Genomic DNA, 24,650 nt, shown 5'->3' on the forward strand with positions numbered 1-24,650 from the left:
CACGTTCACGGGTGCGGTGGCTTCAGAGGGAGAATGCACTCAGGGTGAACGGAACCATTCCACGTAGCCTGCATGGGACGAGTCCATGTAACCTGAATAATCCCTTTCGCATCCGTGCGGAATTCTCCCCTCACCCTGACCCTCTCCCCAGAGGGGCGAGGGGACCGTCCGTGCCCACATACAATTCCCCCTCACCCTGACCCTCTCCCCAGAGGGGCGAGGGGACCGTCCGTGCCCACATACAATTCCCCCTCACCCTGACCCTCTCCCCGAAGGGGCGAGGGGACCGTCCGTGCCCGCGTACAATTCCCCTCACCCTGACCCTCTCCCCGAAGGGGCGAGGGAATGGTTCGTGCCCACATACAATTCCCCCTCACCCTGACCCTCTGCCCGTAGGGGCGAGGGGAGCGTCCGTACTCGCTCACACTCTCCCTTTTTTGCTCATAACATATTCACCACGTGAAGTGATTTACCTCTCATATTTCCATGAAACCGGTTGCATGGACAATTGACCAGGTTAGCATGAAACCGGTTTCACTCAGTTACATGACGCACTTCCGATAAAAAAAGGTAGATAAAACATGGCTGTTATCCGGGATTACAACAAGTTAGCTAGCGACATCCTGCGGGAGGTTGGGGGCGAAGAAAACATCAATAGCTTTTCTCGCTGCGCCACCCGCTTACGTTTGGTACTGAATGACACGCCCACTGATGCAAAACGTCAGGTGCAGAGTTTGCCAGGGGTGATTGCGGTGGTGGAAAGCGGTGGACAATTTCAGGTTGTGATCGGAACGCATGTGGCTGATGTGTTTAACGCCATGTCAGGATTAGTTAAAGAGACCGGCTCCGCATCGGTCGCGCAGAAAAAAACGCGCTGGCTGGATGCGGTGATCGCCACCATGTCTGCCGTCTTTGCGCCGATTGTTTACATTCTGGCGGCTGCGGGGATTTTGCAGGGGCTGCTGATTGTCCTCGGCCTGATTGATGCCGACATCAAAACCACCGGCACCTTCGCAGTGCTGAACTTTATGTCCTGGACGCCATTCGCCTTCCTGCCGGTGTTTATTGCCATCACGGCGGCACGTCACTTCAAGTGCAATCCGTTTATTGCCGTACTCTGCTGCTGTGCGTTGATTAGCCCGGACTGGGCGGCGCTGGCAGGGCGTATTGCAGGCGGCGAAAGCATCAATTTCCTCTTCTTCCCGCTGTCGAAAACGGTCTACACCTCGTCCGTTTTACCGCCACTGTTCCTGGTATGGGCACTCTCCTGGTTTGAGCGTCGGGTCGAAAAGTTGATGCCGGAAGTGGTGAGCCCGCTCTTTACACCCCTGGTCTGCTTCGTAGTGATTGTGCCGCTGACCCTCATCGTCATTGGTCCTATCACCACCTGGGCGGCAATGGGCGTTGCTAACGGCTATAACGCGCTGTTCCAGGCCGCGCCTGCGGTGGCGGCTGCGGTTATCGGTGGTGTGTGGCAAATAATCGTCATCTTTGGTGTGCACTGGGGCATTACCCCGGTGATCATGGCGAACTTTGATACCCAGGGTTACGACTCCTTCCAGGCCTACCAGACCATTGCGGTTATCGGCCAGATGGCGGCGGTATTTGGTGTCTTCCTGAAAACCCGGAATACCCAACTGAAAGCGACCTCCATGTCTGCCGGTATTACGGCGATTTTTGGTATCACCGAACCGGCGATTTACGGCGTGACCCTGCGTTTTAAAAAGCCATTTATCTGTGGCTGTATTGGTGGCGCTATCGGTGCGGTGGTGGCGAGCCTGTTCGGTAGCCTCTACTATGCTTATGCCGCGCTGCCGGGCCTGTTCACGCTGGTCAATGCAATTAGCCCGGATGCGCCGATGTCCTTTATTGGTGAGCTGGTGGGCGCTGGTACGGCGATCGTGCTGACCATCGTGATGGTGCAGTTTGTGGGCTTTGAAGATCCGGCAAACGAAGAGGAAACCAAACCGACTGAGCCGGTAAAAGCGCAGGCAACGCCGAATGCAGCAGCGGTGAGCGCCGTTGAGATGCTCAGCCCGCTGAAAGGGGAAGTGATTGCGCTGGAGAGCGTTGCGGATGAGGCTTTTGCCGGGAAAGCGCTGGGTGATGGTATCGCCATCAAGCCCCTGGAAGGGCGGGTAGTGGCACCCTGTGACGCCACGGTCGCAACGCTTATCGATTCACATCATGCCATTGGGTTATTGTGCGATAATGGCGCTGAGTTATTGATCCATGTCGGGTTAAATACCGTCAACTTGCAGGGACAGCATTTCCGTCCACTGGTGAAAGAAGGGGATGTGGTTAAAGCAGGCACGCCGCTTCTTGAATTCGATAAAGCCAGTATTGAGCGCGAAGGGTACGACCTGACCACCCCGGTTCTGGTGGTGAACAGTGAAGACTTTACGCTGACGAAGCATCAGCTTCAGGGCGCAATCGGTATGGGGTCGCCATTGATGTCTCTGGCATAAAGAGACACGGGCACACGTCATGGTGTCATGAAGTCTCGCCGCTGGAAGTGGCGGGCTTCACGAGAAAATCTTTCGCCGTGTATTTACGCATCAGGTCTGCCGGTGGGCAGGCATGCTGTGTTGTGAGCCACCCTTTGATTGAGGTCTGAATATGGTAACGATACTGGATGTCGCCAGACTGGCGGGCGTGTCGAAGGCGACAGTATCGCGCGCGCTGAATGGTAAGGTGTTCGTGCGGGAAGAGGTAAAGGCCAGAATTATGCAGGCCGTTGCTGATACCGGATATCGGCCAAATCTGCTGGCGCGTAACCTTGCCAACAGTAAAACCAATTCAGTCGGGCTGGTCATCACCAACGGACTCTACAATGGTCCGTTCTTTTCCAGCATGATTTACCATGCCGCGACATGCAGTGAGAGCCACAGCCGGCAACTCGTGCTCGCGGACGGTAAACACAGCGCCCAGGATGAGCGCAACGCGATTGATTTACTCCTCGAGCTTCGCTGCGAAGCCATCATGATCTACCCCAAATACCTGACGGTCAGTGAGCTGGATGACATCATTGACGGCAGCCAGACCCCTATCGTTGTTATTAACAGGGAACTTATCAGGAACCGGCATCAGTGTGTTTTCATTGATCACCGGCGCAGTAGTGAAGAGATGGTGACGCACCTGCTGGCCCAGGGTCATACCCGGATTGCTTTTGTGGCAGGCATTTGTGGCTCGCCAACCGGTGAGCGGCGTTTGCGCGGCTACCGCGATGCCCTGCGCAAAGCGGGCATCAGCCCCGATCCGAAGCTGGTGGTTCGCGGTGCCTGGAGTACCGAGAGCGGTTATGAAGCCGGTCGTCAGTTGCTCGCACAAAACATCCCTTTCACCTGCGTACTGGCGGCCAACGATGACATGGCCATTGGACTCGCTAAAGCTTTCCAGGAAGCAGGCAAAAACCTGCCGGGCGATATCTCCCTGGCCGGATTCGATGATTCCGTGATTGGTAAGTACTTCACCCCTTCGTTGACAACAATGCACGTCCCGATGGACGACATGATCCGTGACGCGGTCGAAATATTGTTGAACCCGGATGAAGCGCGTGTCGCTACGCATCTGGGAACGCTGGTGCACCGGGATTCCGTGGCCCGGCGCGTTGACGGAGTTAACGAAAGCACGTCATAAGGCGAAGCGTGATGCTGTACTCAAGAGCGCATTTTGTCGTGGGCTGGATAGCCACGATTGCGTGTTGTTTTATGTATATTTCCTACATTCCACTGATTCTGGATAATTTAAACGGCCTGAAAACCAACCCGCTACAGCCCCTGGCCGCCGCCGTTAACTGCGTGCTGTGGGTGACGTATGGTTTACTGAGTGAGAGGAAAAACTGGCCGATTGTGATAGCCAACTCGCCGGGTATAGTGCTTGGTTTGATTACGTTCAGCACCGGGTTGTAACAGCCTGAACCAGTAACAATGCCGCCATGCGTGACCCGCTGGCGGCTTTTGTTTTGCATCTACTGATTTTTTACGCGCATCTCACGAGAGAGAGTGGCGATGCGCTGCGTGCGGCTATAGAGCACGAAGAGAATAAACCCTCGTCCGTTAAACAGAGTGCGGCAGGCCAGCAGAGCAATCAGCGACGCCAGCATGATGACCGCATGGTGTGTCTGCCCGTTCAGCAGAGTGACCAGCAGCAGCGCCGCGCTCAACACGCTAAGTGTGCGGTGCACCATGCCATACCACGCCAGCCCGGATGTTCTGCCACGCGCGATAAGCAAGGTGGCGGTCAGATTGCTGAAAATAAACAGGACCGCAGGCACGAAGAAGCAAAATGCCCTCACGGACGGCGACTGTTTGGGCAGTAACGCCATCAGCGTCAGTAAAGTACCGGCGAAAGCGACCAGCAAAAACAGCAGCGCGAACGCCAGCGGAAACCCGTTCTGCCGGGGAAGTTCTGCGGGAGGTTTATCAAACCAGCGCTCCAGCCCCGGCGTTGAGTGCTGCAACAGGCTGTTATCACCGCGGGCAATGACCTCTTCCATCTCGTGACCGTGGGCCAGCAGGTCACAAAAAAACCTGCCGGAAATAAATGTCGCAAACCCCATTACTGCACCGCCAGCGCAAAATCACACCTGATGGCTATCGAAGTACCAGGTGCATCGAAACTGAAATCTGTCGCACCTTTGTCATTACAGCGAGCAACGTCGTCGCCGGGCATATTGGCTTCAGGATTGCGTCCGGGCAGCATCATTTGTCATTCCTTATAAGACAGTAAGTCATAGCAATGTATTCAACCAGCGAGACCGGTTTGTTCTGCCATTAACATGGCCGGGAAGAGTAATGGCTGTTACCCGCTGGCGGCTTTGTACATTGTAGAATCCTTCAAATGAACCTGTTGTTCCAGTGGGAATGTCAGCGGGTTGCGGCTCAGGCAGGTGAAGAAAAAAGGGCACCACCATCGGACAGAAAACCGCCACATGCGACGCTGATTCTGGCTCCAGGTAACAGATTTAACCATCAGTTGCAGACTCCTCGCCATTCCAGGCCATAGTGAAGAGGTGATTATTAGATGGTTAATTTAAGGATACGAATATGCCAACAGTAATTGATAAAGCACTGGACTTCATTGGCGGTATGAACACGTCAGCGTCAACGCCGCATTCCATGGATGAGAGTACAGCGAAGGGGATGTTTAAATACCTGAAGGACCTTGGTGTTCCTGCTCACTCAGAGGAGATTTTTGCGCGAGGAGAACAGGAAGGCTGGAACCCCGAATTCACCAAAAAAGTGGCGGGGTGGGCAGATAAAATCGAATCCGCAGACCGGGTGGTGATTAAAAATCCTGAATATTTTACGACGTATATGAAAGAAGAACTGCGCGCACTGGTGAACATTGAGTTCGATCCGGCAAACTGAGTCTGAAGGGCGCTTTCACAGGCTGGAGGCGTCCTGTTCATAGTTATTATTGAGTTGGCTTTAAGAACTCTAAATAAAAAATAGCCCTGACCCGGGACAGTCAGTACCAGCGATTATATTTAATATAAAAATAAGAAACGATAATAAACCATACGAAAGTCAGCATACCTGAATAGTCCGGAATGAATCGGATAAATAGAAAAGCCCCCGCCAGAATAAGTGCGAGAGGGACTAAATGAGAGTGCGTCCCCCATATAAACAATAAAATCTTTTTCATCTTTTTAATACCTCATATAAAGCGTTATCCGTAATGTATAGACTGTTTGCTCACCCCTGAACGTCATAACTCACGTGAGATAGATGAGGTTCGATAAAGAGACATAACATGCCTGATTTTTCACAAAACAGTATAAGGTAATATACTGGGGCCTGAAATATAATTTTTCCAGCTTTCTTTCTGCTCTCGCTTTCTGCTTAAATGTTCTGCCATTTCCATAGGGTTTGTTATAATCTTAGCTGTCAATAATTGGCCACAAGTGTCAGAGAGGCAAGGAAGATAATGAAAAAAACAGGCAGAAGAGTAATTTATGTTTTGGTGGTGATTATTTTTTTTCTAATAATTCCTGAAATAGTAATTCGTGTACTGACGCCTGACCAGTTTGCGCGACTGAGTGATTACACGAGCTTCGGGGGGCTTTTTAGCCATCTTCTTTCTGTGCTGATTTTTCTTGGGGTGGCGTCCATTCTGGCCGCAATGGGTAGCATATATATTGTGCGTAAAATTTACCAAGGCTTAAGGCGTGTTAAGGATATATAAAGACGATAGGATGCGAAATAATCGCTTCATGCAAAAGCCTGACGCAGCGATGGCGCGCTAAATCGTTGCAAGAAAGATGAAGTTCCTGGAGTGGATTAATCATTTGATAATACGAGATTTTTATGAGGCTAGTGACGTCTAAGAATGCTGAAAAGGAAAAGGGGCTTATTAATAGCGTTGTAAGAAGCAGGATTTGACGGATGGTAGCGGCCTCTGCTGGGTTTTAGCCTGTGACTCTTTAAATGGGCTGGCTGCATACAGCGCATATCATATCGTCATTACCCGGGCAGCGTGACCTATCGACATTCGCTGGCGTATGAATTTTTGCGCTAACGAATCAGCCTGCACCGTCCGCAATATGATATATACAGTCACTATGGCCAGAACCTCACTCAATGCCGAAGGATGTCGTGGGCAGACCGGTGGTGTTGTAATTTATAAGCTTTAGTATCTGACGCTACATATCGGAGTTATTTAGTCGCAAGTTCATTGAGAGTAAAACTACCAGACCAGAGTCTTTTGGTTGCAACTTTATCCTCTGGTTGTGCAGTAATAACAGTAACGCTGTATTCCTTATCGCGACTAAAATGATAATTAACAGGAATGCACTGTCCTGCATGTATCGTGTACGAAGGACTGTCGAAATTGTCCTGTTTCCATACTTCCCGCAAATGACCCTTAACGTCACGGACTGACAATGACAATGTAAGCAATTTTGCATGACCGTTTTTAATGGTGGAGTCATTATTGACTGAAATACATGGTTGATTGTTTTTAAGGGTTATATCAGCGACCCGGTAAGCATTATGTTCCATGCTACAGGCCGCCAGAAACAGAGGGGAGAGGGAAAGGATTTTCAATTTCATTTCAATAAGCTCCTTTTGTGGCGCAGTGGGGCAAGGAGATATTGCATCGAATTTCGATATTTTGCAAATTAATCAGGGCCAGGTATTGCGTTGGAAATTTTTTCTATGCATGGATTACAATCTTCCAAGGTATGATTTTAGTAATTGACAACAATATTTTTATTTTGCTCCATTCGTAAATCAACAATTTATATTCAGGAGTAATAATTATAGTTCATATATTTACTGATAAGCCCTTCTGTACGCATATTCGTGATATGTCGCCAGATGTGCATAACCTCATGCATATGTCGGTTGTTATTTAATGAACTCTCAGAAGAGGAGTCTTTTTTTGGAAGGTTCAGGCCAGCACATTTTGCCGGTTGGCGTAACGGCTGGTGCTAATCCTGACGGTTGAAAGGCAGGTCGCTACTTTATACAACCTGATATGCAGGTAATTGAAAGTATCACCGACGATAGTACGCGCATCCGAAATATTATGAATGCCCACTATCAATGAGCAGATACTTATTCTGTCCGTAGGAGGTGAGCCTGATAATGATTTTAAAGCGAGAATTTTGTGGACACCTCTGGGCTTGAGCCTGTGGCCAGGCGCTCATGAGCCATGAAATCGGCATGTCTCTATTCGTTCGCTAATAACGCTTATTGTATTTTTAATTTTCTATAGTTAATTAGTTACGATGTGATTTTCTTTGTGAATGGCTCACTCATATCCTCACTGTACTATCGTTACCTCACCCCTTACCTGACCCGAACTGGGTATCAGGTCAGGTAACATTTATCCTCAGAAAGGTCACTTCATGGCCGCTAATCTTATCGAGACCGCTATACGCGTATGGAAGACAACATGCATGGCGTACCGCATGTGAAACAATAGCCCTCAGCGTGGAGCGGGCTCGTGTGCGTCAGAGCATGGATGAGATCGCCCGGGACTGTACCCAGCAGCGTCACGGCATCGTTCGGATTGGCCAGACGATGCCTGAGACGAACACTACCACGCAGCAGAACGCCATGCTGATTGGCAGCCGCCTCGTCACCCGAAGCTCAGACGCGAGAACTTGAACAGCGGGTCGGCGTGTTTCATGTCAGCAATGGCGCGACCTATACCCCAACACCTGTCGCCACCTGACCGATGGTGGCAAGCCCGGAATCGGTAATGATTGCCGCACCTGCGCCGAAACAACGTGCCGTCGCGGGCGCGCAGGGCGAATGGGAACATATTTAAGCGTTAGCCCTTCACTCCTTTACCCCGGTTCGCCGGGTTTTTTTATCCTTACGCGCCTCGTGAATGCATCAGGTATTTGCGACTGGGTTGCTATACTCTCTGGGTTGCAGCGCGCATTGCGCTTACGTTTCCCGGCAACAGGACGTTTCTTTCCATCGGGCCCAGGAGAAATTATGACGGTGTTGTATAACGTGGCGATTGTGTTACTGACGGTCGCCCTGATGGAGATACTGGCGACACTGACGCATAAATATGTCATGCACGGTTGGGGATGGGGCTGGCATCTTTCCCACCACACGCCGCGCAAAGGCTGGTTTGAAGTTAACGATCTCTACGCTGTGGTGTTTGCTGGCGTGGCGATTTTGCTTATCGCACTCGGTACGGGCGGCCACTGGCCGCTGCAATGGATAGGCGCCGGAATGACGCTCTACGGCGCGCTCTACTTTATTGCGCATGACGGCCTGGTCCACCAGCGCTGGCCGTTTCGTTATGTGCCGCGTCGGGGTTACCTGAAGCGGCTCTACATCGCGCACCGACTGCATCACGCGGTGCGCGGGCGCGAAGGCTGCGTCTCGTTTGGTTTTCTCTATGCGCCGCCGGTCGCTAAGCTGCAGGCGGTGTTGCGTGAGCGTAACGGTCGTCCTGCGCGTGAGGGCGCTGCCAGAGCGTCAACGGACGAGGCGTCGAGGTCGCGCCGCGAGAGCTAAGCGCCATCGCGGCACCTTTGCCCAGCAGGGCCAGCTTTTCGGCTCTGCTGGTGCCCTGACGCGAATCCCACGCGTTGACGCCCGCGCGTTTTACTTTTACCCCAATCTCCCGGTATACGCCGTGGGCGGTGGCGATAGCCCAGGCGCAGCGCAGCGGCAGCCCCGCCAGCCCGGCGCGTGCCGAGGCGTAATACGGCTCCGCTTCATTCACGAGGCGGGCGGCAAGGCGCGCAATCTGCGGACGATGCTCATGTGCCGCCAGCGTCTCGCGGCGCAGCCCTTCCTGAAGCAACCACTCGTCCGGCAGATAACAGCGGCCGATGGCAGCATCCTCGACAATATCCCGCGCAATATTAGTAAGCTGAAACGCGAGCCCCAGATCGCAGGCGCGATCCAGTACCGCCTCATCGCGCACGCCCATAACGCGCGCCATCATCAGGCCCACCACGCCAGCTACGTGATAACAGTAACGTAGGGTGTCATCAAAGGTGCGGTAGCGTTCGTCGCGCACGTCCATCGCGAAGCCTTCCAGATGATCGAGCGCCAGCGCAGGCGGGATCTGATGCTGTAAGGCGACCTCCTGAAACGCGGCAAAGTTTGGCTCTGTCATCGGTTTGCCCGCGTAGGCCTCAAGCGTTAACTCACGCAGCATGGTGATGCGCGCCTGCGGCGTCTCGGTGGCGGCTGACGGCGCGCGAAACCCGAGCACCTGACCGTCGGTCACGTCGTCGCAGTGGCGACACCACGCATAGAGCATTAGTGCGCTGCGTCGCGTCTGCGCATCAAAGAGTTTCGAGGCGGTGGCGAAGCTTTTCGAACCGGCTTCAATGGTTTCGGTGGCGTGTGTCAGCAGCGGTTTATCGGGCATGTGTCTCCTCCAGCATCAGCCCGGCGGTGGCTTTTGCTGAGCCGATAACACCGGGAATGCCCGCGCCTGGGTGTGTACCGGCACCGACCAGATAGAGGTTGTCGATACGGCTGTCGCGGTTATGCGGGCGGAACCAGGCGCTTTGCGTGAGGATGGGTTCCACCGAAAACGCCGAGCCCTGATACGCGCCGAGCTGGTCGCGGAAATCGAACGGCGTAAACATGCGGTGCGTTACCAGTTGCTCGCGCAGGCCCGGCATATAGTGCTGCTCCAGATAATCGAAAATGCGATCGCGCAGGCGCGGGCCTTCGACATCCCAGTTCAGATTTGCGGTGCCAAGATGCGGCACCGGAGCCAGCACGTAATAGCTGCCGCAGCCCGGCGGCGCGAGTGACGGGTCGGTCACGCAAGGCGCGTGCAGGTAGAGCGAGAAATCCTCCGCCAGCGAGTCGCGCTTGAAAATATCCTCAATCAGCTCTTTGTAGCGCGGCCCGAAGCAGACCGTGTGGTGCGCAAGCTGGCTGTGGTGATGATTGAGGCCAAAATAGAGTACGAACAGGGAGTTGCTCATACGCTTACGGCGCAGCGACGCTGCCTGGGCCACGCCGCGTGGATGATGGCCGAGCAGATTGTTGTAGGTGTGCACCACATCGGCGTTCGATGCCACGGCGCGAGCCGGGATGTGGCGTCCATCCGCAAGCGTGACGCCGCAAATCTTATCGCCCCGGGTATCGAGGCGTGTGACCTTCGCGTTGAGTTCGATTTCGCCGCCCAGATCGGTAAAGAGTTTCGTCAGCCCGTTGACCAGCGCGCCGGTGCCGCCGCGGGCGAACCAGACGCCCCACTGGCGCTCCAGCGCATGAATAAGCGTATAGATGGACGAGGTCGCAAACGGGTTGCCGCCTACCAGCAACGAGTGAAACGAGAAGGCCTGGCGCAGATGCTCGTTTTCAATGTATTTCGACACCATGCCGTAAACGCTGCGCCAGGCCTGCAGGCGCGCCAGTTGTGGCCCGGCGCGCAACATATCGCGAAATGATAAAAACGGCACCGCGCCAAGCTTCAGATAGCCTTCTTTAAATACCGCCTGCGAATAGGCGAGGAACTTGCGATAACCTTCGACGTCGCGCGGGTTAAAACGCGCAATTTGCGCCTCAAGGCTTGCCTGATCGTTATCGTAATTAAAGACCTGGCCGTTCTCCCAGCAGAGGCGGTAGAAGGGCGCTACGGGCAACAGCTCGACGTAATCGGCAATATTTTTCCCGGCAAGCGTAAACAACTCCTCGATAGCCGAAGGGTCGGTAATGACGGTGGGACCGGCGTCGAAGGTGAAACCCTGATCTTCGTAGACATAGGCCCGTCCGCCGGGTTTATCACGCTGCTCCAGTAGCAAAACAGGTGTGCCCGCCGCCTGTAAGCGGATAGCCAGGGCCAGGCCACCAAAGCCGGACCCGATAACAACAGTTTTAGTCATGATGAAAAGCTCGCAGCCGGGGTGTTTGCTTAAGCACGGCCTGCAAGGCTTCGCCCACCGGTACCGGGGGTTTGCCTGTCAGCAGTCGCACCATATCTAAGGGGGTCAGGCGTCCGGCATAAAACCGGGCGATAAGCCCCGCATTTAATCCATAAAAGCGCTGCATGACCTGCCAGCGGCGGTCTGGTTTGCCCGCCAGAAACAGCATGCGGTTCAGCAGCCGGAAAAAGCGCTGACGCCGCCACTGGCGCTGCGCGTAGCCCGCCGTCAGCGCGTATAACGCCTGAGCGGTTTCAGGCGGCTGTGCGGCGATACTGTCAGCAAGCGCCGCCGCGTGCGGCAGCGAATAACCGGTAGTGGCGTGAAACAGTCCGGCGCGCAGGCCGCTGCGCGCTATGCCCTGCGCCTCGCGCCAGAACGCCTGCGGCGCGCCCGTGAGCGTAATCGGCAGATTGCCGTGCTCTTCACGCTCGAGCGTTGTAAGCGTCCAGTTGTGTGTACGGGCGTAACTGGCGATGTTGTCGCGTGCCCGCGCCGGATCAAGCGTCGCGCTGTCGATATAGTGCGTGTCTTCAATCAGCAGCGTGTCGGGCGTGAGCGGTAGCGTATAGACAAACCGGTAGCCGCCTTGCTGCGCCACCGTGGCGTCCATCAGGATCGGACGCGTCAGGCCGTGGGGCGCCGCGAGTTTCCACTGCTGGCCGAGAAACGCCTGCTGGCCCACCGTCAGGTGCGGGCTTGCCTGCCAGCCGCGGCCATCAAGCACCGCGCGGGCATGCAACGTGCGCCCGTCCGCCATCGTCACTGCCTCTGTTGTGAGGGCAGCGACAGGCGCGTTACACCAGAGCTTGTCGCCGAGCGTGTGAGTCAAGACGTCGGCAAAACGCTCAGACGTCACGCTGTAATAGCCGCCATCAAGCGTGCGCGTCAGCGCCGGGAAACGCACCTCATAACCGTCCCAGCGGTGCGCCACCAATGGCGCAAGCCAGGCGTGCTGTGCGGGCGTGATGTCATCGCCATGAAACGACCAGGTGTGGTTGCCGCCGGGCTGGTCGCCTGCCTCCAGCAGCAGTACTTTCAGCGAAGGGGCGAGCGCGTGCAGACGCAGGGCGATAAGCCCGTTCGCGAGGCCACCGCCTGCAAGAATAAGATCCCATTGCGCTGTCATGATACCGCCTGCGGGAGAACAGGCCGCCGCGCGCTGAGCGCCTGCTCGGTGATATGCGCCGCGCGCTGAACACCACCTGCCTGCGCGAGTGCGCGCTGCATCGCAATAAGGCGCGAGCGACAGCTCTCATCGCTCAGCAGCGCCTGAAGCTTTTGCGTGAACGCACGGCGTCCGGTGAAGCGTGAGACGCGCCGGCCGATACCGCAATGTTCAACCCGCGCCGCAACGCCGGGCTGATCGAACGCCAGCGGGACGACCAGCAGCGGTGTGGCGCTGGCGACAGCGTCCATCACCGTATTCAGCCCGCCATGCGTGATAACCGCCTGCGACTGGCTGAGCGCCAACGTCTGGTCAGTAAACCCGGTCACGCGCGTGGAGCCGCAGGTTTCCAGTTTTGCAACCTGCGTGGCATTCAACCCGCCACAGTGGGCAATCAGTAGTTCGACATCGGCGTCACGGCAGGCTTTTGCGATAGTGCGAAACAGTCCGTAGCGATGACCCTGCAATGTACCGAGCGAGGCAAAAATGCGCGGGCGCGACGACGGTAACGCCGGTTCGGAGGCTGGTTGGGGTGGTCGCAGCGGGCCGACCGCGTGAAAGCACGCCGGCGGTGCGCGGCGGGGGAAATCAAGCATGCTGAGCGTCTGGCTGATTTGCGCGAGCGGTGAGAGGCAATCGTGCAGGCCGTGGCGGGGCGGCAGCCCGAAGCGCTGCGCGTGGTGGGCTATCACCGCGCCATGACGGCCCATCAGCCAGTCGTGGATCTGCTGGCTGGTCTGGTAAATTTTGCGTGCGCGTGGCGTGGGGGCGTAGCGAAACGGCATGACCGGTAGCGGCAGCCCTGGCTCGCGGTTGACCGGCAGGGCGCAGGCGACGGAGACAAACGGCAGCCCGAGCGCATCAGCAACGAGGCCGCCCGCGGCTTCCATTTGATCGACAATCAGGCCGTCCACGCCAAGCCGCGACAGCGCATCGGGCAGTTCCCGGCACAGCATATCGGTAGTGCGAGCCAGATCCTGTATCAGGCTTAAGATGGCCGGGCCGCCGGGGTGTGCGGTCAGGCGTAACGTGCGGGCGAGGCTGCCGGGCGGGTGGCTCGCTTCGCCCACCGGATAAAAGCCGATGCGCGGATCGTCAAGCAGCGTGCGGGCCTCTGCCTGCTGAATAAAGGTGATGCGGTGCCCGCGTGCGATAAGCGCCTGCGCGAGTGCCTGCATGGCATGAACGTGGCTGTAGAGCGGTGGCGTGATAACGGCGTAGTGGCTCATACCTCATCCCCGGTACGAACCAGCCGGGCATCCCGCAGTGCGCTAAGGCTGGCGCTGCCGGTGCAGAAACAAGCGACCCGCAATTGTTCAATTACGACCGCGAAATGCGCCAGGACTGCACTGGTTGAGGTCGTCGCGCTGCCGAGTACCGCCGCCGCCTGGCCGACCAGATCCGCGCCCATACTGATGGCTTTGGCAACGTCAATGCCGTCACGAATACCGCCAGAGGCAATAAGCGGCATAGTGGGGAGCGCCTCGCGTATCTGGCGCAGCGCCTGTGCGGTGGGAATACCCCAGCCCGCGAAAGCCATCGCCACGTTGTGCGCATGCACGTCTGCGGCGCGCTCGCCTTCTACTGCGGCCCAACTGGTGCCGCCTGCGCCTGCGACATCCAGCATGGTGACGCCCGCTTGTGCAAGCTGGTGCGCCACCGACACGGAGAGCCCGGCTCCGACCTCTTTCACCACTACTGGTACGGAAAGCGCACTGACGACGCGTTCAATGGCCGTCAGCACACCGCGCCAGTCGCGATCTCCACCGGTTTGCAGCGCCTCCTGAAGCGGGTTGAGATGAATAATGAGTGCGTCCGCGTCCACCATCCCGACGGCGCGCTTTGCGTAATCAAGCCCCTGCGCGCTGCTAATCTGCGCCGCACCGAGGTTCGCCAGCAGCGGGATATCCGGCGCGTATTTACGCAGTTCACCGGTCAGCCCCCAGTTGTCCTCGCTTTCCAGCGCAACACGCTGCGAGCCAACGCCCATCGCAAGGCCCAGCGTTTGCGCTGCCTCCGCCAGATGCCGGTTGATATCGCTCGCACGCCGCGCGCCGCCGGTCATTGAGCTTATCAGGATCGGCGCTTTCATCGGACGGCCAAAAAGGCGGGTATTGAGGTCGATGGCGTCAAGCGAAAGCTCCGGAAGCGCGCAGTGCTCGAAGCGCCAGTGTTCAAAGCCGGTGCGAATTGTCTGTTTAGCCCGCTCCGGATGCAGCACGATATCCAGATGATCGTTCTTGCGTTGGCTCAGTTCCTTGTCCTTCATTCCTACTCCAGTTACAGTCGCTGTCAGCCGCGAAGAGGCGCGCGTTTAGCCAAACATGGCCAGCTGTTTATCAAACCAGGCGTACATAAAACGGCGGGTAGACGCGCCGCGCGAACAGGCGCAGGCGAGATGTTCGTCGGCACGCAGAAGATGATCGCGCAAGTGCCGATGTACCGCCTCCGGGCCGAGCATTGCCACAAGCGTAGATTTGCCCGCGTCTTTGTTGATGTCTTTACCGGTATTGCTCAGGCCGTCTGCCAGATCGTCAAGCAGCTGAAACGCCTGGCCAAGATGGCGTGAGAACTGGCGCAGTTTCTGGCGCACCGAGGCGGACGCGCCGGCAGCAATAGCGGCAATTTGCAGCGTGGCGTCAAACAGCACACTGGTCTTGAGATCATTGGTCGCGAGAATCGCTTCTGGGCTACGCGTCTGGTTGCCTTCACTGAGGTCACGAAACTGTCCCTGCACCAGCCCCTGGAGGCCCACCGCCGTGGAAAGCTCGCTGACCGCCTCGGTTTTGCAGCTATCGGAAAGCTGGCTTGCCTGTGCCACCACGCCAAAGGCGCGGCTAAGTAACGCAACGGCGGCGAGGATCGCGACGCTTTCACCATACTGGCGATGGATAGTAGGCTTGCCCCGGCGCAGCTGGGCGTTATCCATGCACGGGATATCATCGAGCATCAGCGAGGCGGCGTGTACCATCTCCACCGCGCAGGCGAGATCCATCAGCGCGGGCTGACTGGCGTCGCAGCCGAGATCGCGCGCGGCGAGAATAAGCAGCAGCGGACGCACCCGTTTACCGGGCGTAAGCGCGCCTTCGCGCATCGCGGCACAGACCAGATCGCGCTCCTGGCCTGGCGGTAAAAGTTCATCAAGGCGAGCCTGCAGGGCGTCGCGCAGCGCCTGCAATTCGTTTTCCTGCCCTGAAGATTTCACGGCGTTAGCGTTCATGGTTTAGGCCTCTGATGATGTTCGGGTGCTGTGAACGGGAAGGCGTTAAAAGCGCAACTGTGCGAGGGTGCTGTCATCAGGCGCGCAACAATCGTCGCAACAGGCGGAATGTGGAATTTTCGGTGTATGAACAACTGATTATCTTCACGTTCATCGTTCCGGGGACTCTCTTAAAAAGCGTAGCGTAATCGCGAAAAATTTCTTTGGCGAACTCAGCACGTCACAAAACTTTACACAGAGTTAACATGTTGTACAAGTTTTACGCCAGTAGTGAACGCAGTAATTTCATTACCTGACGCACTTCGTCCGGCGTGAGCGCGCCATCTTTGGCAAAACGAATGCGGCCTTCCTTATCCAGTACGACTACTGCGGAACTGCCTGGTTGCAGGCCCCAGGCGCGCTGTGCGGCACCGTTATCATCGAGTACGAACACCGAGGCCGGGAATGCTTTTTTGGTGCTTTCCAGACTGCGGCGTACAAACATGGCGCTGCCCGGAATAGCATCGTCCGTATTGATGATGGTGGTAGCCTGGAATTTATCGGCGGGCAGGCGGGCTGCGGCGATGGCGTCGCTGGTGCCTTTATTGAGATCTTTCGCCGACAGCCTGCCCGCGACATGCAGCACCAGCCCGACTTTGCCGGTAAGCCGCGCGCTGTTCCAGTCGCGATAGCGGATCTCGCCCTGGTTAAGCGTCAGTTCGCCACGCTCCGCTACGCCGACCGGCGCTACCCGTTCGCCCTCTTTGAAATTATGGGCGCAGGCGAAAAAAGGCAGCAGGGCGGAGATAAACAGTAACGGGCGCAGCATAGGGCATTCTCAGAGCGATAAAGTTGGGGAAAGTGTAGTGGAGATTATCTGGAAAGGGGGGCGAGCGGGGCATTATGGTTTCACGTTAAACGGTTTCTGGATTCTCAGTTTGTAAAAGCGGTGGCGTTGCCTAAGGTAGCTTTGCTGAGTATTAGCCTTAGGTTTATTTGCCAGGGTGTCCAGGCCATAAAATAATAGCTCAAAATTATTTTTCTTACGCTTCCAAAAGCGTAAGGGGCTGTGATTAATATAGGTAAATTATTTTGCGTGAAATTTTAATCAGTAAATGCATGGTTCCATTTTAGAAGGGATTTTAATGGAGTTTATTGAATAGTAGACAATAAATATTTCTTTAATGGGATGCGTGTTAATTATCTTCATATGGCTGGCATGTTACTCGCGTAATGCTTTTGTTATAGCAATAGCCATCCGTTTATCAGCCTGCATTTTCAGTTTAAGATAGTTTTCTGCCATTTCAATTAGGCTTGTTGTAGTATTGTGGCTTAATAATTGGTCATGCTCGTCAAAGTGGGCAAGAAAAGAATGATTAAGGGAAAAAAGCAGCGATTTATGTTATTATTGCAATTATTTTCTTTCTAATTATTCCAGAGTTCGCAATAAGGTATATTCCGACGGGTTTGCTGGGCAGGATTAGCGACTTTACAAGCCTGTGGGGAACGTTTAGCCCCTTTCTTTCTATGCTTGTTTTTCTTGGCTTATCTTCCATTATTCTTGCTGTTATCACCGTTGCTTTTGTTGGAAAAATTTACCGGGTTTTATCCCGTTCCAACGGCCAATAAATCCGTATAAAAACAGTTATATGTCTTTTTATTTAGAGCGCATGCATCTGATGCATTAGTTTGCATGCGTTTCTTTCCCCATCTGATGATGACCCGCTCCAGGGTTCCGAAGTTCTTATGCAGCTGCATCAAAACCGACCCGTGAAGCGGGCAGGCGAGGCGGGGAAAGCACTGCGCGCCGGGGGCGTTATTTATTTAATTTTCGCGCGTCAGCAAGGCTGTGACACCCTCCGAGCTACTGGGTTGGATAAAGGGGTGACGAGAAGGTAAAGCGCCGCATACGGGCGTTGGGTATAAACAAACCGCCCTTCGGCGGCTACTCTTTTTCGGGGTCAAGGCTGTATTTCTGAAACCTTATGATCTTCTCACCCGCCCACGCGTTGAGCTTCAGAAACCTCGATTGCAGCGGTATCAGCTCGTTGCGCATAAACATTTTTGCGACACTGAAGAACGTAGAAACAAAAAAGCCACTCTATGGAGTGGCTTAATCATATGATTTCAAAGCTAGAATTTGGTGGCCCCTGCTGGACTTGAACCAGCGACCAAGCGATTATGAGTCATAAAATTGGCATGTTTTTAATTGTTCGCCATTGTCTCTGTTTGTGTTTTTAATTGCCTATAATCAATTGGTTATTAAGTTATTTTTGTTTCTGATTGGTTCTCTCATTTCCCCATTGTACTATCCTTACCTGACCCATTACCTGACCCGAAATGGGCATCGGGTCAGGTAACGCTTATTCTCATAAAGGTAAACTCATGGCCGCTAATCTTACCGAGACTGCTATACGTGGATTGAAGACAAAAAGCACGGCGTACTACGTGTGGAGCAACAGTGCTCAACGTGGTACCGGCAGGCTTGGCGTTAAGGTTCAGCCTTCAGGCAGCAAGGTTTTTTATTTCCGTTACTACGTTGATAAAGGGAAAAAAGAGAAGTTCATCCAATTGGGCATCTGGCCTGAGATGAAACTGGTGAAGGCCAATGAGCTGGCGAAAAAGTATGGTGCCTGGCTTGTTGAAGGAAAAGAGCCCCAGCAAGAGCTTGAGCAACAGCGCCTGGCCGAACAGCACATCATGCAGATCCATCGTTCTCAAGGATCATTTGAAGAACTGGTGCATGGCTACGTTAACAAGATGAAGCTCGACAATAAGCGGACGTGGGCTGATGTATTGAAGCGCATGGAAAGAGAGTGCTACTCGGTTATTCCTCGTGATACCAAAGCGAAGGACGTGACGTCTCTGCAGATCAAAACCATTCTCTCAGGCATTATCCAGCGTGATGCGGTGGTCCATGCGAACCGAATTCGTTCCTACCTGATGGCGGCATTTAACTACGGTCTGAAGGCTGATAACGATCCGATGAATACCAGCGTGGGTATTACGTTCGGCCTTGAAGTTAACCCGGTATCGGCCATACCGAAGCAGTCTTCGGCGGAAAAAGTGGGTGATACATGGTTAACGTTGGAAGAGCTGCATGTTGTCATAGAGCAATTCGCAGAGGCAACCAACGTTGGGCCGCTGATGCAGCATTTAATCCGCTTCTGCGTTTATGCTGGTGGGCAACGTCCTTTCGAAATGATTGCCAGCCAGTGGAGCGCGATTGACTGGCAGCAAAAGACGTTACTAGTCATTGCCGATGTATCGAAAAACAAACGTGAACATCTGATCCCGCTGACTGAATCGGCATTGAGTGAATTAGCCTCAGTGAAAGAACTGACTAAGGAAAGCAACAGTCCCTATATCTTCCCACTCTCGACCAATGGAGATCGACCGGTACGTACTGATAGTCTGGCGCGTTCCATCATGTATTTCCGGGCTTTTAATCCTGAGTTTAAAGTTTTCACAGCGCGAGATTTACGTCGGACCTGTAAGACTCTGATGGGGGAGGCGGGGATCAGCAAAGAGATCCGCGACCGTATTCAGAATCATGCTCTGAATGATGTCAGCTCGAAACACTATGACCGTTATGATTACCTGACTGAAAAGCGCAGGGCGCTTGAGATCTGGGAAGACCGAGTTAATAACTATCAACGGCAGCAGGAAAACAACGTTGTGAACTTGTTTGGGCGGAGGTAAAAGCTTGTCAAAATATGAGCTTAATTCTGCAGAGGAACGCTATCAGCCGGGCTCTGGAGACTTAGTGCTGGCTAATAAGCTGGGATTTATTGATGAACAGGAAATGGAGGCGCTGGAGTCTGGCTTGCTGCTGATGCTGTATGAGCAGCTATTTATTGAGGGCCAGCCGCCTGAGGCGCTGGCTTTTGAGCACATCAGCAGGTGGCATCGCCAATGGCTGGGGAATGTGTACGACTGGGCGGGGAGGCTGCGTAATGCCAACCTAACTAAGGATGGCTTTCAGTTTGCGGCTGCCGACAGGATTCCGCTGCTGCTTGATGGCTTCGAGAAGCAGTTTCTTTCTCGGTCTGGTGAACTCAAATCCCTGGCTCGTCTGGAGCTGGTAAGTTATCTGGCTGAATGCCATGTGGAGTTTATTTTGATCCACCCATTCAGAGAAGGTAACGGGCGTCTGTCGCGGCTACTTTGCGATGTGCTGTCGGTTCTGGCAGGGAAGGGCTTACTTGATTACAGCCTGTGGGATGAGCACAAGGCGTTTTACTTCAAGGCAATACAGGCGGGTGTCTCAGGGAACTACAGCCCTATGATGCAACTGGTGAGCGACATCTTGCCAGATTAACGGGCGAGGCCAACGGCTTTTGCCTGTGCCTGATTTTGTTTGAGTTGCTGCTCAATTTTTTGCACAGAGACACCAGTTTCGATCGCGGTTGAGCTGGCGACGGCACGGTAGATTTGAGTCCTGGTGATCTGAGTATGTGATGTTTTTTTTGTCATGTGAGATCCCTTTTTACTGCACTGATTCTAGTTCGGAAGGAGAATGCTAGCAAGGTTATCATTAATAGATAGAAGGGCGGCGTATGCTTGTCTTGCCCAAAATTCTGGTTCTTTATTCTCCATTCGCTGCAGAAGGCAAAGAGTTTTCTAGTCATCTGAATTTTTTGACTGTTGCGTGATTCTTGAATTGTCACCATATGATACACGTCTATTTTTTTTAGATTAATTTATACAGTTTGTGATTTAATTCACATTAATGAATTTGTTTTTTTTGATTCTAAAAACGATGTATTTTTATGTTTCTCTTAATAGAAATCATGTATGATAAACGTAATAGTTAAAAGCGCTATCTTTATTATATAATTAGTGGGGGGATGTTTGTTTACTTTAGATAACAAAAATAATAATGCAGTCGAGACTGGCATTTTCCTTTCAATCACTGACATATGTGAACGGGAAAATATATCTATTACGAAAGTTATAAGCGATTGGTTGAATTTTTCGAGGAAGCTATTTGTGAAATTAGATGCTGTTCCATGTTGCTTGAAAAGAACATTCGAAGGGGATGACAATTCGGAAATAGAAAATATTACTTCAGGTTCTGATGAGTACCAAAGCGTTTTTGGTTCAACGGCTTACAGGGTCTTTATTCCTCTAAATCCACAAGAATGTGAAATTGAAAAAAATAAAGATCAAAATGAAATTGTTTCATCTTATATTTCTTACCAAGGTCTGGCATATGGCTTTTGGGAAGTAAAACCAACTAAAATAACTCGTTTTGCAAATGAAGGGTATCATATTGCAAATGGAACCTCACGTAATGCTATTATTAATACTCCCGGAGCAGTAATTATTAATGGCAATGTAAGTGATCATATTTTATTTTTTAATCATTCTTTTGTGATTTTCAAAGAAGACTTCTTTGTTGGACCTGACATTGAAGCTGTTTTAGATGAGTCTTTATTTACCGAAGGTACAGTTGAGATTTCACCTCAAAATATAAAGTCAGTAGTTCCCGGAGCAGAAAGTAACGTTGATCAAAATGTGAACGCTAAAGAAATTGTTAAAGGGGCTAAAGAAAGGGTATCTAAGGCAGAACGGGATGCTATATTTATAATGTTAAGTAAACACTATAAAAGTAAAAATGGTAAACTTGAGGCTGCACCAATCGCGAATATGTTGAATTCGGATGCCAAGGATATATTACCTGGACGAGAATTCAGCCCGGAAACTATTCGCCGCTGGTTGAAATCAATTCAATGATACTTCAAGTAATTTATTTTTTTATGGCAAATATAAAAACTTGTTAGCATTATTCATGAGTTCTAATATTTATCATTCTCAGCAATCTATGGTGGGAAAGTTATAATAACTTTTTTTGTTGACTAATCCTTAATTATGCAAAGCTAATATAGAGTATAGCCATAAATGGAAAAGTTAATATTGAGAAAAATGTATTTATGAGATTTTTTCATTATTGTGAGTTGCATGATTAATACATATCTCTTAATGAATATCCCTTTTAACCTTTTCAATATTTATGTTTCAGGTTTTACTAAAAACGTAATGACGCAAAGGAAAAACGGTAAACACATCGAATATTCTATTTAAGAAGCCTCAAATGTATCTTAAAGCTCCCACATTAAGCCACCGTAAAAACCACATCAAGCCACTGTAAGCACCACAATAAGCAATGTGCACCTTAATAAGCCGTCAACTTCTTTTATATTAACGCCTGCTTGAGCCATGCTGCATCCATCGAAACAAAGGAGGCAGTATGAAAGCAAAATTCAACAGTCCAACATCAGAAGAACGCTTACAGGTATTACGCAACAATGGCGAACCTCATGATCGCCTTGTACGTGAAAAAGAGCGTCAGCACATTACATCTGTATCCCGTTCAACGGCCTGGAAACTAGAGCAAGTCGGTCAGTTTCCACTGCGTAAGTCTATTGGTCTGAAATCCTGCGGGTGGCTGTTAAGTGACCTGCTGTATTGGATCAGTGAGCGTTAACATCAGGTGTTTTTTGCATTTATTTTTTGGATGACCCGAGTTCATCCTGCTATTTCTACTATTAATAGCGGAATAGCAATATGAGTGAAATCGTTTTAAACGTTAACTGAATGAGAGGTATCTATGCTGTGTGGTCGTCCTTTTCCTGTACATGTGTTCCCACAGATCATCAGAAATGCAGTTTACGAAGTAGAACAGCATACGCAGGCTCCTCAGGCTTTGATTGCCGCATCAGTACTAGGGGTTATTTCTCTTGCCTGCCAGAACCGGATTGATGTGTGCAGACTGAATAATCTGCGCAGCCCGGTATCGCTTTTTTTACTGACACTGGCGGAATCGGGTGAACGCAAAAGTACGGTGGACAAACTGCTAATGAAGCCATTGTATCAGCTGGAAGATGAATGGTTTGAAAAATATACCCAGGATCTGATTATCTGGCGGAATGAGGAAACGGCTTTTAATGTTGAAAAGAAAGCCTTGATGTCAAAACTGAAATCAGAGATTTCCCGTAACAAAGAACATTCCACAACGAATGAACGACTGAAAGCGCTGTTGGCAACATACCCGAAAGCACCGGTCAGGTTCAGACAGATATTCAATGATGCCACACCTGCGGCGATAAAAGACTATCTCAGTGGGCGCTGGCGGTCTATCGGGCTTATGTCTGATGAAGCTGGCACCATTTTTAACGGCTATGCGCTGAATGAACTGCCTTTCATCAATAAAATGTGGGATGGCGCAATGTTTCCCGTGGAAAGAAAAAGCGAACCAGATAAATTAATCAAAGATGCCAGAATGACGCTGGCACTGATGGTCCAGCCTGATGTGCTTAAAAAAGGATATCTGGAACGAAAAGGCGATACAGCGAAAGGGATCGGATTCTTCGCACGGTGCTTGATGTGTCAGCCTGGTTCAACACAGGGCTACCGGCAAATTACCAGCCCGGTTGTCTCAAGCGAGCATCTACCGGTATTTCATCTACGACTGATGGGGATCGTTAACGAGAGTATTACCAGAAATGATGAAAATGAACGTCAGTGTCTGTACTTCTCCCCTGAGGCTGAAAAACGCTGGCTCGAATTTTATAATAAAGTTGAGTCGGAAATGGGGATTCTTGGAGCGCTGTCTAATTTTAAAGATTATGCCTCTAAAATGGCTGAAAATATGGCAAGAATTGCGGCATTATTGCATTACTTTAATGGTGATGAAGGTGATATATCTCTTCTTACTACGGAGGCTGCTGTGGAGATCAGTGCCTGGTATGTTGATGAGTATATTCGACTTGTTTCTAATCCCCCGAGATTTACACTGGTTAATTCAGAAGCGGATGAACTTTACTTCTGGATTAAAGAGTATTGCTGTCGGTGCTTTGTACCCTACATCAGGAAAAACACTATACTGCAATATGGACCCAGTAGGTTTCGAAATCGTAATAAACTGAATGAGTTGTTAGGTGTACTATATTCTAAAAAAAGGATACTCGCTGCTAAAAAAGGAAAAACAGTATTTATAGCACCCGCTAATATCGAATTTAATATTTATAGTTAAATTAATTGCAGAGTGGATTGGTAAAGCATTGGTGTTACGCAATGTAATTTTTTTGATGAATTTAGTGTTGGATAGGTAATATATTTCTATCATCTTTAATATTATATATACCCTACAATCAAGTAATGCTTGTATCTATTTAAATCATTAAAATTAAATGGTGTTGTAGGAATATACATAAGGATTTAATCTATGAATTCATACCCAGGATCGCATGGTGAGCATGTACTCGCCTATAAAAAGCATATTGAACGAGTCGTCAATGATGCTGTAAGTGAATTCCCTAGAACAATGGCATTACGTATTGATGCCCATTATCCCCCTATTTTAGATAGAGGAGATACAGTTTGCTGTTTCCCAAATCTGGAGCCTGGAGCGATATCCCGTTTCCGTAATGCGTTAAATGCAATGCTGGAGGCCAATGAGAAAGCCAGAGCAGCTAACGGTAAACGAATCTATCCAAACCGTGTTCGTCACGTTTGGGTACGTGAGTTTTCCGAAGAGGGAAAATGCCACTTTCATCTTGGTCTTTTTTTTAACAAAGATGCTTATTACCATTTAGGTGATTATGAGGCTGAAAGCAATTTACGGATGATGATTGTAAGGGCATGGTACAGTGCCCTGGGGTTGGAACTGGATGATTATCCGGGATTAGTTCATTATCCTGAAAACTGTCGTTATATATTAGATGTCAATGATCTTAACTTTAAAGGGGAGTTTAACAACTTACTAAATCGTTTGGATTACTTAGCCAAGCTTGATACTAAGATATTTGGCGATGGAGATCGGAACTTCGGTTGTAGTCGAGGGTGATTATTTTTTTACGGCAATGGCCTTTCTTATGAATGGAAAGGCCTGATTTTTCAGTGTTCAATAT

At 51.5% G+C, this 24,650-nt stretch carries 24 protein-coding genes; 13 read left to right on the forward strand and 11 right to left on the reverse strand.

Annotated elements, in window-relative coordinates; translation table 11 throughout:
* Positions 1-581: 581 nt before the first annotated feature.
* The 3 genes from KXR87_RS11420 (at position 582) to KXR87_RS11430 (ending at position 3,911) form a co-directional block, all read left to right on the forward strand.
* The gene (locus KXR87_RS11420) at positions 582-2,468 is read left to right on the forward strand and encodes a beta-glucoside-specific PTS transporter subunit IIABC (protein WP_437432380.1); all 1,887 of its coding nucleotides are present in this window, start codon (positions 582-584) and stop codon (positions 2,466-2,468) included.
* 151 nt (positions 2,469-2,619) lie between these two features.
* The gene (locus KXR87_RS11425; RefSeq protein ID WP_437432381.1) at positions 2,620-3,639 is read left to right on the forward strand and encodes a LacI family DNA-binding transcriptional regulator; all 1,020 of its coding nucleotides are present in this window, start codon (positions 2,620-2,622) and stop codon (positions 3,637-3,639) included.
* Positions 3,640-3,650: 11 nt separating this feature from the next.
* Positions 3,651-3,911, forward strand: coding sequence for a SemiSWEET family transporter (locus KXR87_RS11430; protein WP_437432382.1), 261 nt, complete (start codon positions 3,651-3,653; stop codon positions 3,909-3,911).
* A 59-nt stretch (positions 3,912-3,970) separates the two neighbouring features.
* Here KXR87_RS11430 and KXR87_RS11435 read toward each other — a convergent pair whose 3' ends face one another.
* Both KXR87_RS11435 and KXR87_RS11440 read right to left on the reverse strand, forming a co-directional pair.
* Positions 3,971-4,561 carry a hypothetical protein gene (locus KXR87_RS11435; protein ID WP_437432383.1) on the reverse strand — a complete coding sequence of 197 codons (591 nt, stop codon included), beginning with the start codon at positions 4,559-4,561 and terminating at the stop codon, positions 3,971-3,973.
* Positions 4,561-4,707: a hypothetical protein gene (locus tag KXR87_RS11440; RefSeq protein ID WP_437432384.1), complete on the reverse strand. Its 147-nt coding sequence runs from the start codon at positions 4,705-4,707 to the stop codon at positions 4,561-4,563. The genes KXR87_RS11435 and KXR87_RS11440 overlap by 1 nt, the downstream gene beginning before the upstream one ends.
* Before the next feature lie 341 nt (positions 4,708-5,048).
* On the opposite strand from KXR87_RS11440, the gene KXR87_RS11445 reads away from it, so the two are divergent.
* Positions 5,049-5,372, forward strand: coding sequence for a DUF1889 family protein (locus KXR87_RS11445; protein ID WP_437432385.1), 324 nt, complete (start codon positions 5,049-5,051; stop codon positions 5,370-5,372).
* A 559-nt stretch (positions 5,373-5,931) separates the two neighbouring features.
* Positions 5,932-6,189: a hypothetical protein gene (locus tag KXR87_RS11450; RefSeq protein WP_437432386.1), complete on the forward strand. Its 258-nt coding sequence runs from the start codon at positions 5,932-5,934 to the stop codon at positions 6,187-6,189.
* 470 nt (positions 6,190-6,659) lie between these two features.
* Here the strand turns inward: KXR87_RS11450 and KXR87_RS11455 are convergent, their stop codons facing one another.
* Positions 6,660-7,055, reverse strand: coding sequence for a putative T6SS immunity periplasmic lipoprotein (locus tag KXR87_RS11455; protein ID WP_437432387.1), 396 nt, complete (start codon positions 7,053-7,055; stop codon positions 6,660-6,662).
* 900 nt (positions 7,056-7,955) lie between these two features.
* Between KXR87_RS11455 and KXR87_RS11460 the strand changes: the two genes are divergently transcribed.
* On the forward strand, positions 7,956-8,117 hold the full coding sequence (locus tag KXR87_RS11460; RefSeq protein WP_437432388.1) for a hypothetical protein: 162 nt from the start codon (positions 7,956-7,958) through the stop codon (positions 8,115-8,117).
* 336 nt (positions 8,118-8,453) lie between these two features.
* Positions 8,454-8,987 (forward strand): beta-carotene hydroxylase, encoded by a 534-nt coding sequence (locus KXR87_RS11465; RefSeq protein ID WP_437432389.1) that lies wholly within the window; start codon positions 8,454-8,456, stop codon positions 8,985-8,987.
* On the opposite strand, the gene crtB is transcribed toward KXR87_RS11465, so the two are convergent.
* The 7 genes from crtB to KXR87_RS11500 form a co-directional block, all read right to left on the reverse strand.
* A complete protein-coding gene (gene crtB, locus KXR87_RS11470) occupies positions 8,884-9,855 on the reverse strand; it encodes a 15-cis-phytoene synthase CrtB (protein ID WP_437432390.1) in 972 nt (323 codons plus the stop codon). The genes KXR87_RS11465 and crtB overlap by 104 nt on opposite strands.
* Positions 9,845-11,329 (reverse strand): phytoene desaturase, encoded by a 1,485-nt coding sequence (locus KXR87_RS11475; protein ID WP_437432391.1) that lies wholly within the window; start codon positions 11,327-11,329, stop codon positions 9,845-9,847. The genes crtB and KXR87_RS11475 overlap by 11 nt, the downstream gene beginning before the upstream one ends.
* On the reverse strand, positions 11,322-12,497 hold the full coding sequence (gene crtY, locus KXR87_RS11480) for a lycopene beta-cyclase CrtY (protein ID WP_437432392.1): 1,176 nt from the start codon (positions 12,495-12,497) through the stop codon (positions 11,322-11,324). The genes KXR87_RS11475 and crtY overlap by 8 nt, the downstream gene beginning before the upstream one ends.
* Positions 12,494-13,765, reverse strand: coding sequence for a glycosyltransferase (locus tag KXR87_RS11485; RefSeq protein WP_437432393.1), 1,272 nt, complete (start codon positions 13,763-13,765; stop codon positions 12,494-12,496). Before KXR87_RS11485 ends, crtY begins: the two co-directional genes overlap by 4 nt.
* Entirely contained in the window at positions 13,762-14,805 is a 1,044-nt protein-coding gene (gene fni / locus KXR87_RS11490) for a type 2 isopentenyl-diphosphate Delta-isomerase (protein WP_437432394.1), read from the reverse strand. Before fni ends, KXR87_RS11485 begins: the two co-directional genes overlap by 4 nt.
* A gap of 45 nt (positions 14,806-14,850) precedes the next feature.
* Positions 14,851-15,756, reverse strand: coding sequence for a polyprenyl synthetase family protein (locus tag KXR87_RS11495; RefSeq protein WP_437432395.1), 906 nt, complete (start codon positions 15,754-15,756; stop codon positions 14,851-14,853).
* A 259-nt stretch (positions 15,757-16,015) separates the two neighbouring features.
* Positions 16,016-16,564, reverse strand: coding sequence for a YtfJ family protein (locus KXR87_RS11500; protein WP_437432396.1), 549 nt, complete (start codon positions 16,562-16,564; stop codon positions 16,016-16,018).
* A gap of 1,556 nt (positions 16,565-18,120) precedes the next feature.
* On the opposite strand from KXR87_RS11500, the gene KXR87_RS11505 reads away from it, so the two are divergent.
* Positions 18,121-19,437 carry a tyrosine-type recombinase/integrase gene (locus tag KXR87_RS11505; protein WP_167610287.1) on the forward strand — a complete coding sequence of 439 codons (1,317 nt, stop codon included), beginning with the start codon at positions 18,121-18,123 and terminating at the stop codon, positions 19,435-19,437.
* A gap of 4 nt (positions 19,438-19,441) precedes the next feature.
* The gene (locus tag KXR87_RS11510) at positions 19,442-20,056 is read left to right on the forward strand and encodes a Fic/DOC family protein (protein ID WP_172665411.1); all 615 of its coding nucleotides are present in this window, start codon (positions 19,442-19,444) and stop codon (positions 20,054-20,056) included.
* On the opposite strand, the gene KXR87_RS11515 is transcribed toward KXR87_RS11510, so the two are convergent.
* Positions 20,053-20,211, reverse strand: coding sequence for a hypothetical protein (locus KXR87_RS11515; RefSeq protein WP_103161909.1), 159 nt, complete (start codon positions 20,209-20,211; stop codon positions 20,053-20,055). The two genes, KXR87_RS11510 and KXR87_RS11515, sit on opposite strands and share 4 nt — an antisense overlap.
* Positions 20,212-20,727: 516 nt before the next feature.
* Between KXR87_RS11515 and KXR87_RS11520 the strand changes: the two genes are divergently transcribed.
* From KXR87_RS11520 to KXR87_RS11535, 4 genes are all read left to right on the forward strand, one after another.
* The gene (locus KXR87_RS11520) at positions 20,728-21,474 is read left to right on the forward strand and encodes a hypothetical protein (protein ID WP_437432397.1); all 747 of its coding nucleotides are present in this window, start codon (positions 20,728-20,730) and stop codon (positions 21,472-21,474) included.
* A gap of 514 nt (positions 21,475-21,988) precedes the next feature.
* Positions 21,989-22,225, forward strand: a complete 237-nt coding sequence (locus tag KXR87_RS11525; protein ID WP_046694510.1) for a helix-turn-helix transcriptional regulator — start codon at positions 21,989-21,991, stop codon at positions 22,223-22,225.
* A 123-nt stretch (positions 22,226-22,348) separates the two neighbouring features.
* Positions 22,349-23,773 (forward strand): YfjI family protein, encoded by a 1,425-nt coding sequence (locus KXR87_RS11530; RefSeq protein ID WP_437432398.1) that lies wholly within the window; start codon positions 22,349-22,351, stop codon positions 23,771-23,773.
* Between the two features lie 192 nt (positions 23,774-23,965).
* The gene (locus KXR87_RS11535; protein WP_167610297.1) at positions 23,966-24,586 is read left to right on the forward strand and encodes an inovirus Gp2 family protein; all 621 of its coding nucleotides are present in this window, start codon (positions 23,966-23,968) and stop codon (positions 24,584-24,586) included.
* The last annotated feature ends 64 nt before the right edge of the window (positions 24,587-24,650 follow it).

Origin of the sequence: Yokenella regensburgei, from assembly GCF_051486985.1 — a bacterium.
Lineage (GTDB): Bacteria > Pseudomonadota > Gammaproteobacteria > Enterobacterales > Enterobacteriaceae > CBFFRJ01.

Excerpts from the sequence above, each read along its gene's own strand:
- crtY (WP_437432392.1), bottom strand. The coding sequence starts at position 12,497 with ATGACAGCGCAATGGGATCTTATTCTTGCAGGCGGTGGCCTCGCGAAC.
- KXR87_RS11455 (WP_437432387.1), bottom strand. The coding sequence starts at position 7,055 with ATGAAATTGAAAATCCTTTCCCTCTCCCCTCTGTTTCTGGCGGCCTGT.
- KXR87_RS11505 (WP_167610287.1), top strand. The coding sequence starts at position 18,121 with ATGGCCGCTAATCTTACCGAGACTGCTATACGTGGATTGAAGACAAAA.
- KXR87_RS11530 (WP_437432398.1), top strand. The coding sequence starts at position 22,349 with ATGCTGTGTGGTCGTCCTTTTCCTGTACATGTGTTCCCACAGATCATC.
- KXR87_RS11495 (WP_437432395.1), bottom strand. The coding sequence starts at position 15,756 with ATGAACGCTAACGCCGTGAAATCTTCAGGGCAGGAAAACGAATTGCAG.
- KXR87_RS11465 (WP_437432389.1), top strand. The coding sequence starts at position 8,454 with ATGACGGTGTTGTATAACGTGGCGATTGTGTTACTGACGGTCGCCCTG.
- fni (WP_437432394.1), bottom strand. The coding sequence starts at position 14,805 with ATGAAGGACAAGGAACTGAGCCAACGCAAGAACGATCATCTGGATATC.
- KXR87_RS11425 (WP_437432381.1), top strand. The coding sequence starts at position 2,620 with ATGGTAACGATACTGGATGTCGCCAGACTGGCGGGCGTGTCGAAGGCG.
- KXR87_RS11475 (WP_437432391.1), bottom strand. The coding sequence starts at position 11,329 with ATGACTAAAACTGTTGTTATCGGGTCCGGCTTTGGTGGCCTGGCCCTG.
- KXR87_RS11535 (WP_167610297.1), top strand. The coding sequence starts at position 23,966 with ATGAATTCATACCCAGGATCGCATGGTGAGCATGTACTCGCCTATAAA.
- KXR87_RS11430 (WP_437432382.1), top strand. The coding sequence starts at position 3,651 with ATGCTGTACTCAAGAGCGCATTTTGTCGTGGGCTGGATAGCCACGATT.
- KXR87_RS11420 (WP_437432380.1), top strand. The coding sequence starts at position 582 with ATGGCTGTTATCCGGGATTACAACAAGTTAGCTAGCGACATCCTGCGG.
- KXR87_RS11485 (WP_437432393.1), bottom strand. The coding sequence starts at position 13,765 with ATGAGCCACTACGCCGTTATCACGCCACCGCTCTACAGCCACGTTCAT.
- crtB (WP_437432390.1), bottom strand. The coding sequence starts at position 9,855 with ATGCCCGATAAACCGCTGCTGACACACGCCACCGAAACCATTGAAGCC.
- KXR87_RS11440 (WP_437432384.1), bottom strand. The coding sequence starts at position 4,707 with ATGATGCTGCCCGGACGCAATCCTGAAGCCAATATGCCCGGCGACGAC.
- KXR87_RS11445 (WP_437432385.1), top strand. The coding sequence starts at position 5,049 with ATGCCAACAGTAATTGATAAAGCACTGGACTTCATTGGCGGTATGAAC.
- KXR87_RS11500 (WP_437432396.1), bottom strand. The coding sequence starts at position 16,564 with ATGCTGCGCCCGTTACTGTTTATCTCCGCCCTGCTGCCTTTTTTCGCC.
- KXR87_RS11435 (WP_437432383.1), bottom strand. The coding sequence starts at position 4,561 with ATGGGGTTTGCGACATTTATTTCCGGCAGGTTTTTTTGTGACCTGCTG.
- KXR87_RS11450 (WP_437432386.1), top strand. The coding sequence starts at position 5,932 with ATGAAAAAAACAGGCAGAAGAGTAATTTATGTTTTGGTGGTGATTATT.
- KXR87_RS11515 (WP_103161909.1), bottom strand. The coding sequence starts at position 20,211 with ATGACAAAAAAAACATCACATACTCAGATCACCAGGACTCAAATCTAC.
- KXR87_RS11525 (WP_046694510.1), top strand. The coding sequence starts at position 21,989 with ATGAAAGCAAAATTCAACAGTCCAACATCAGAAGAACGCTTACAGGTA.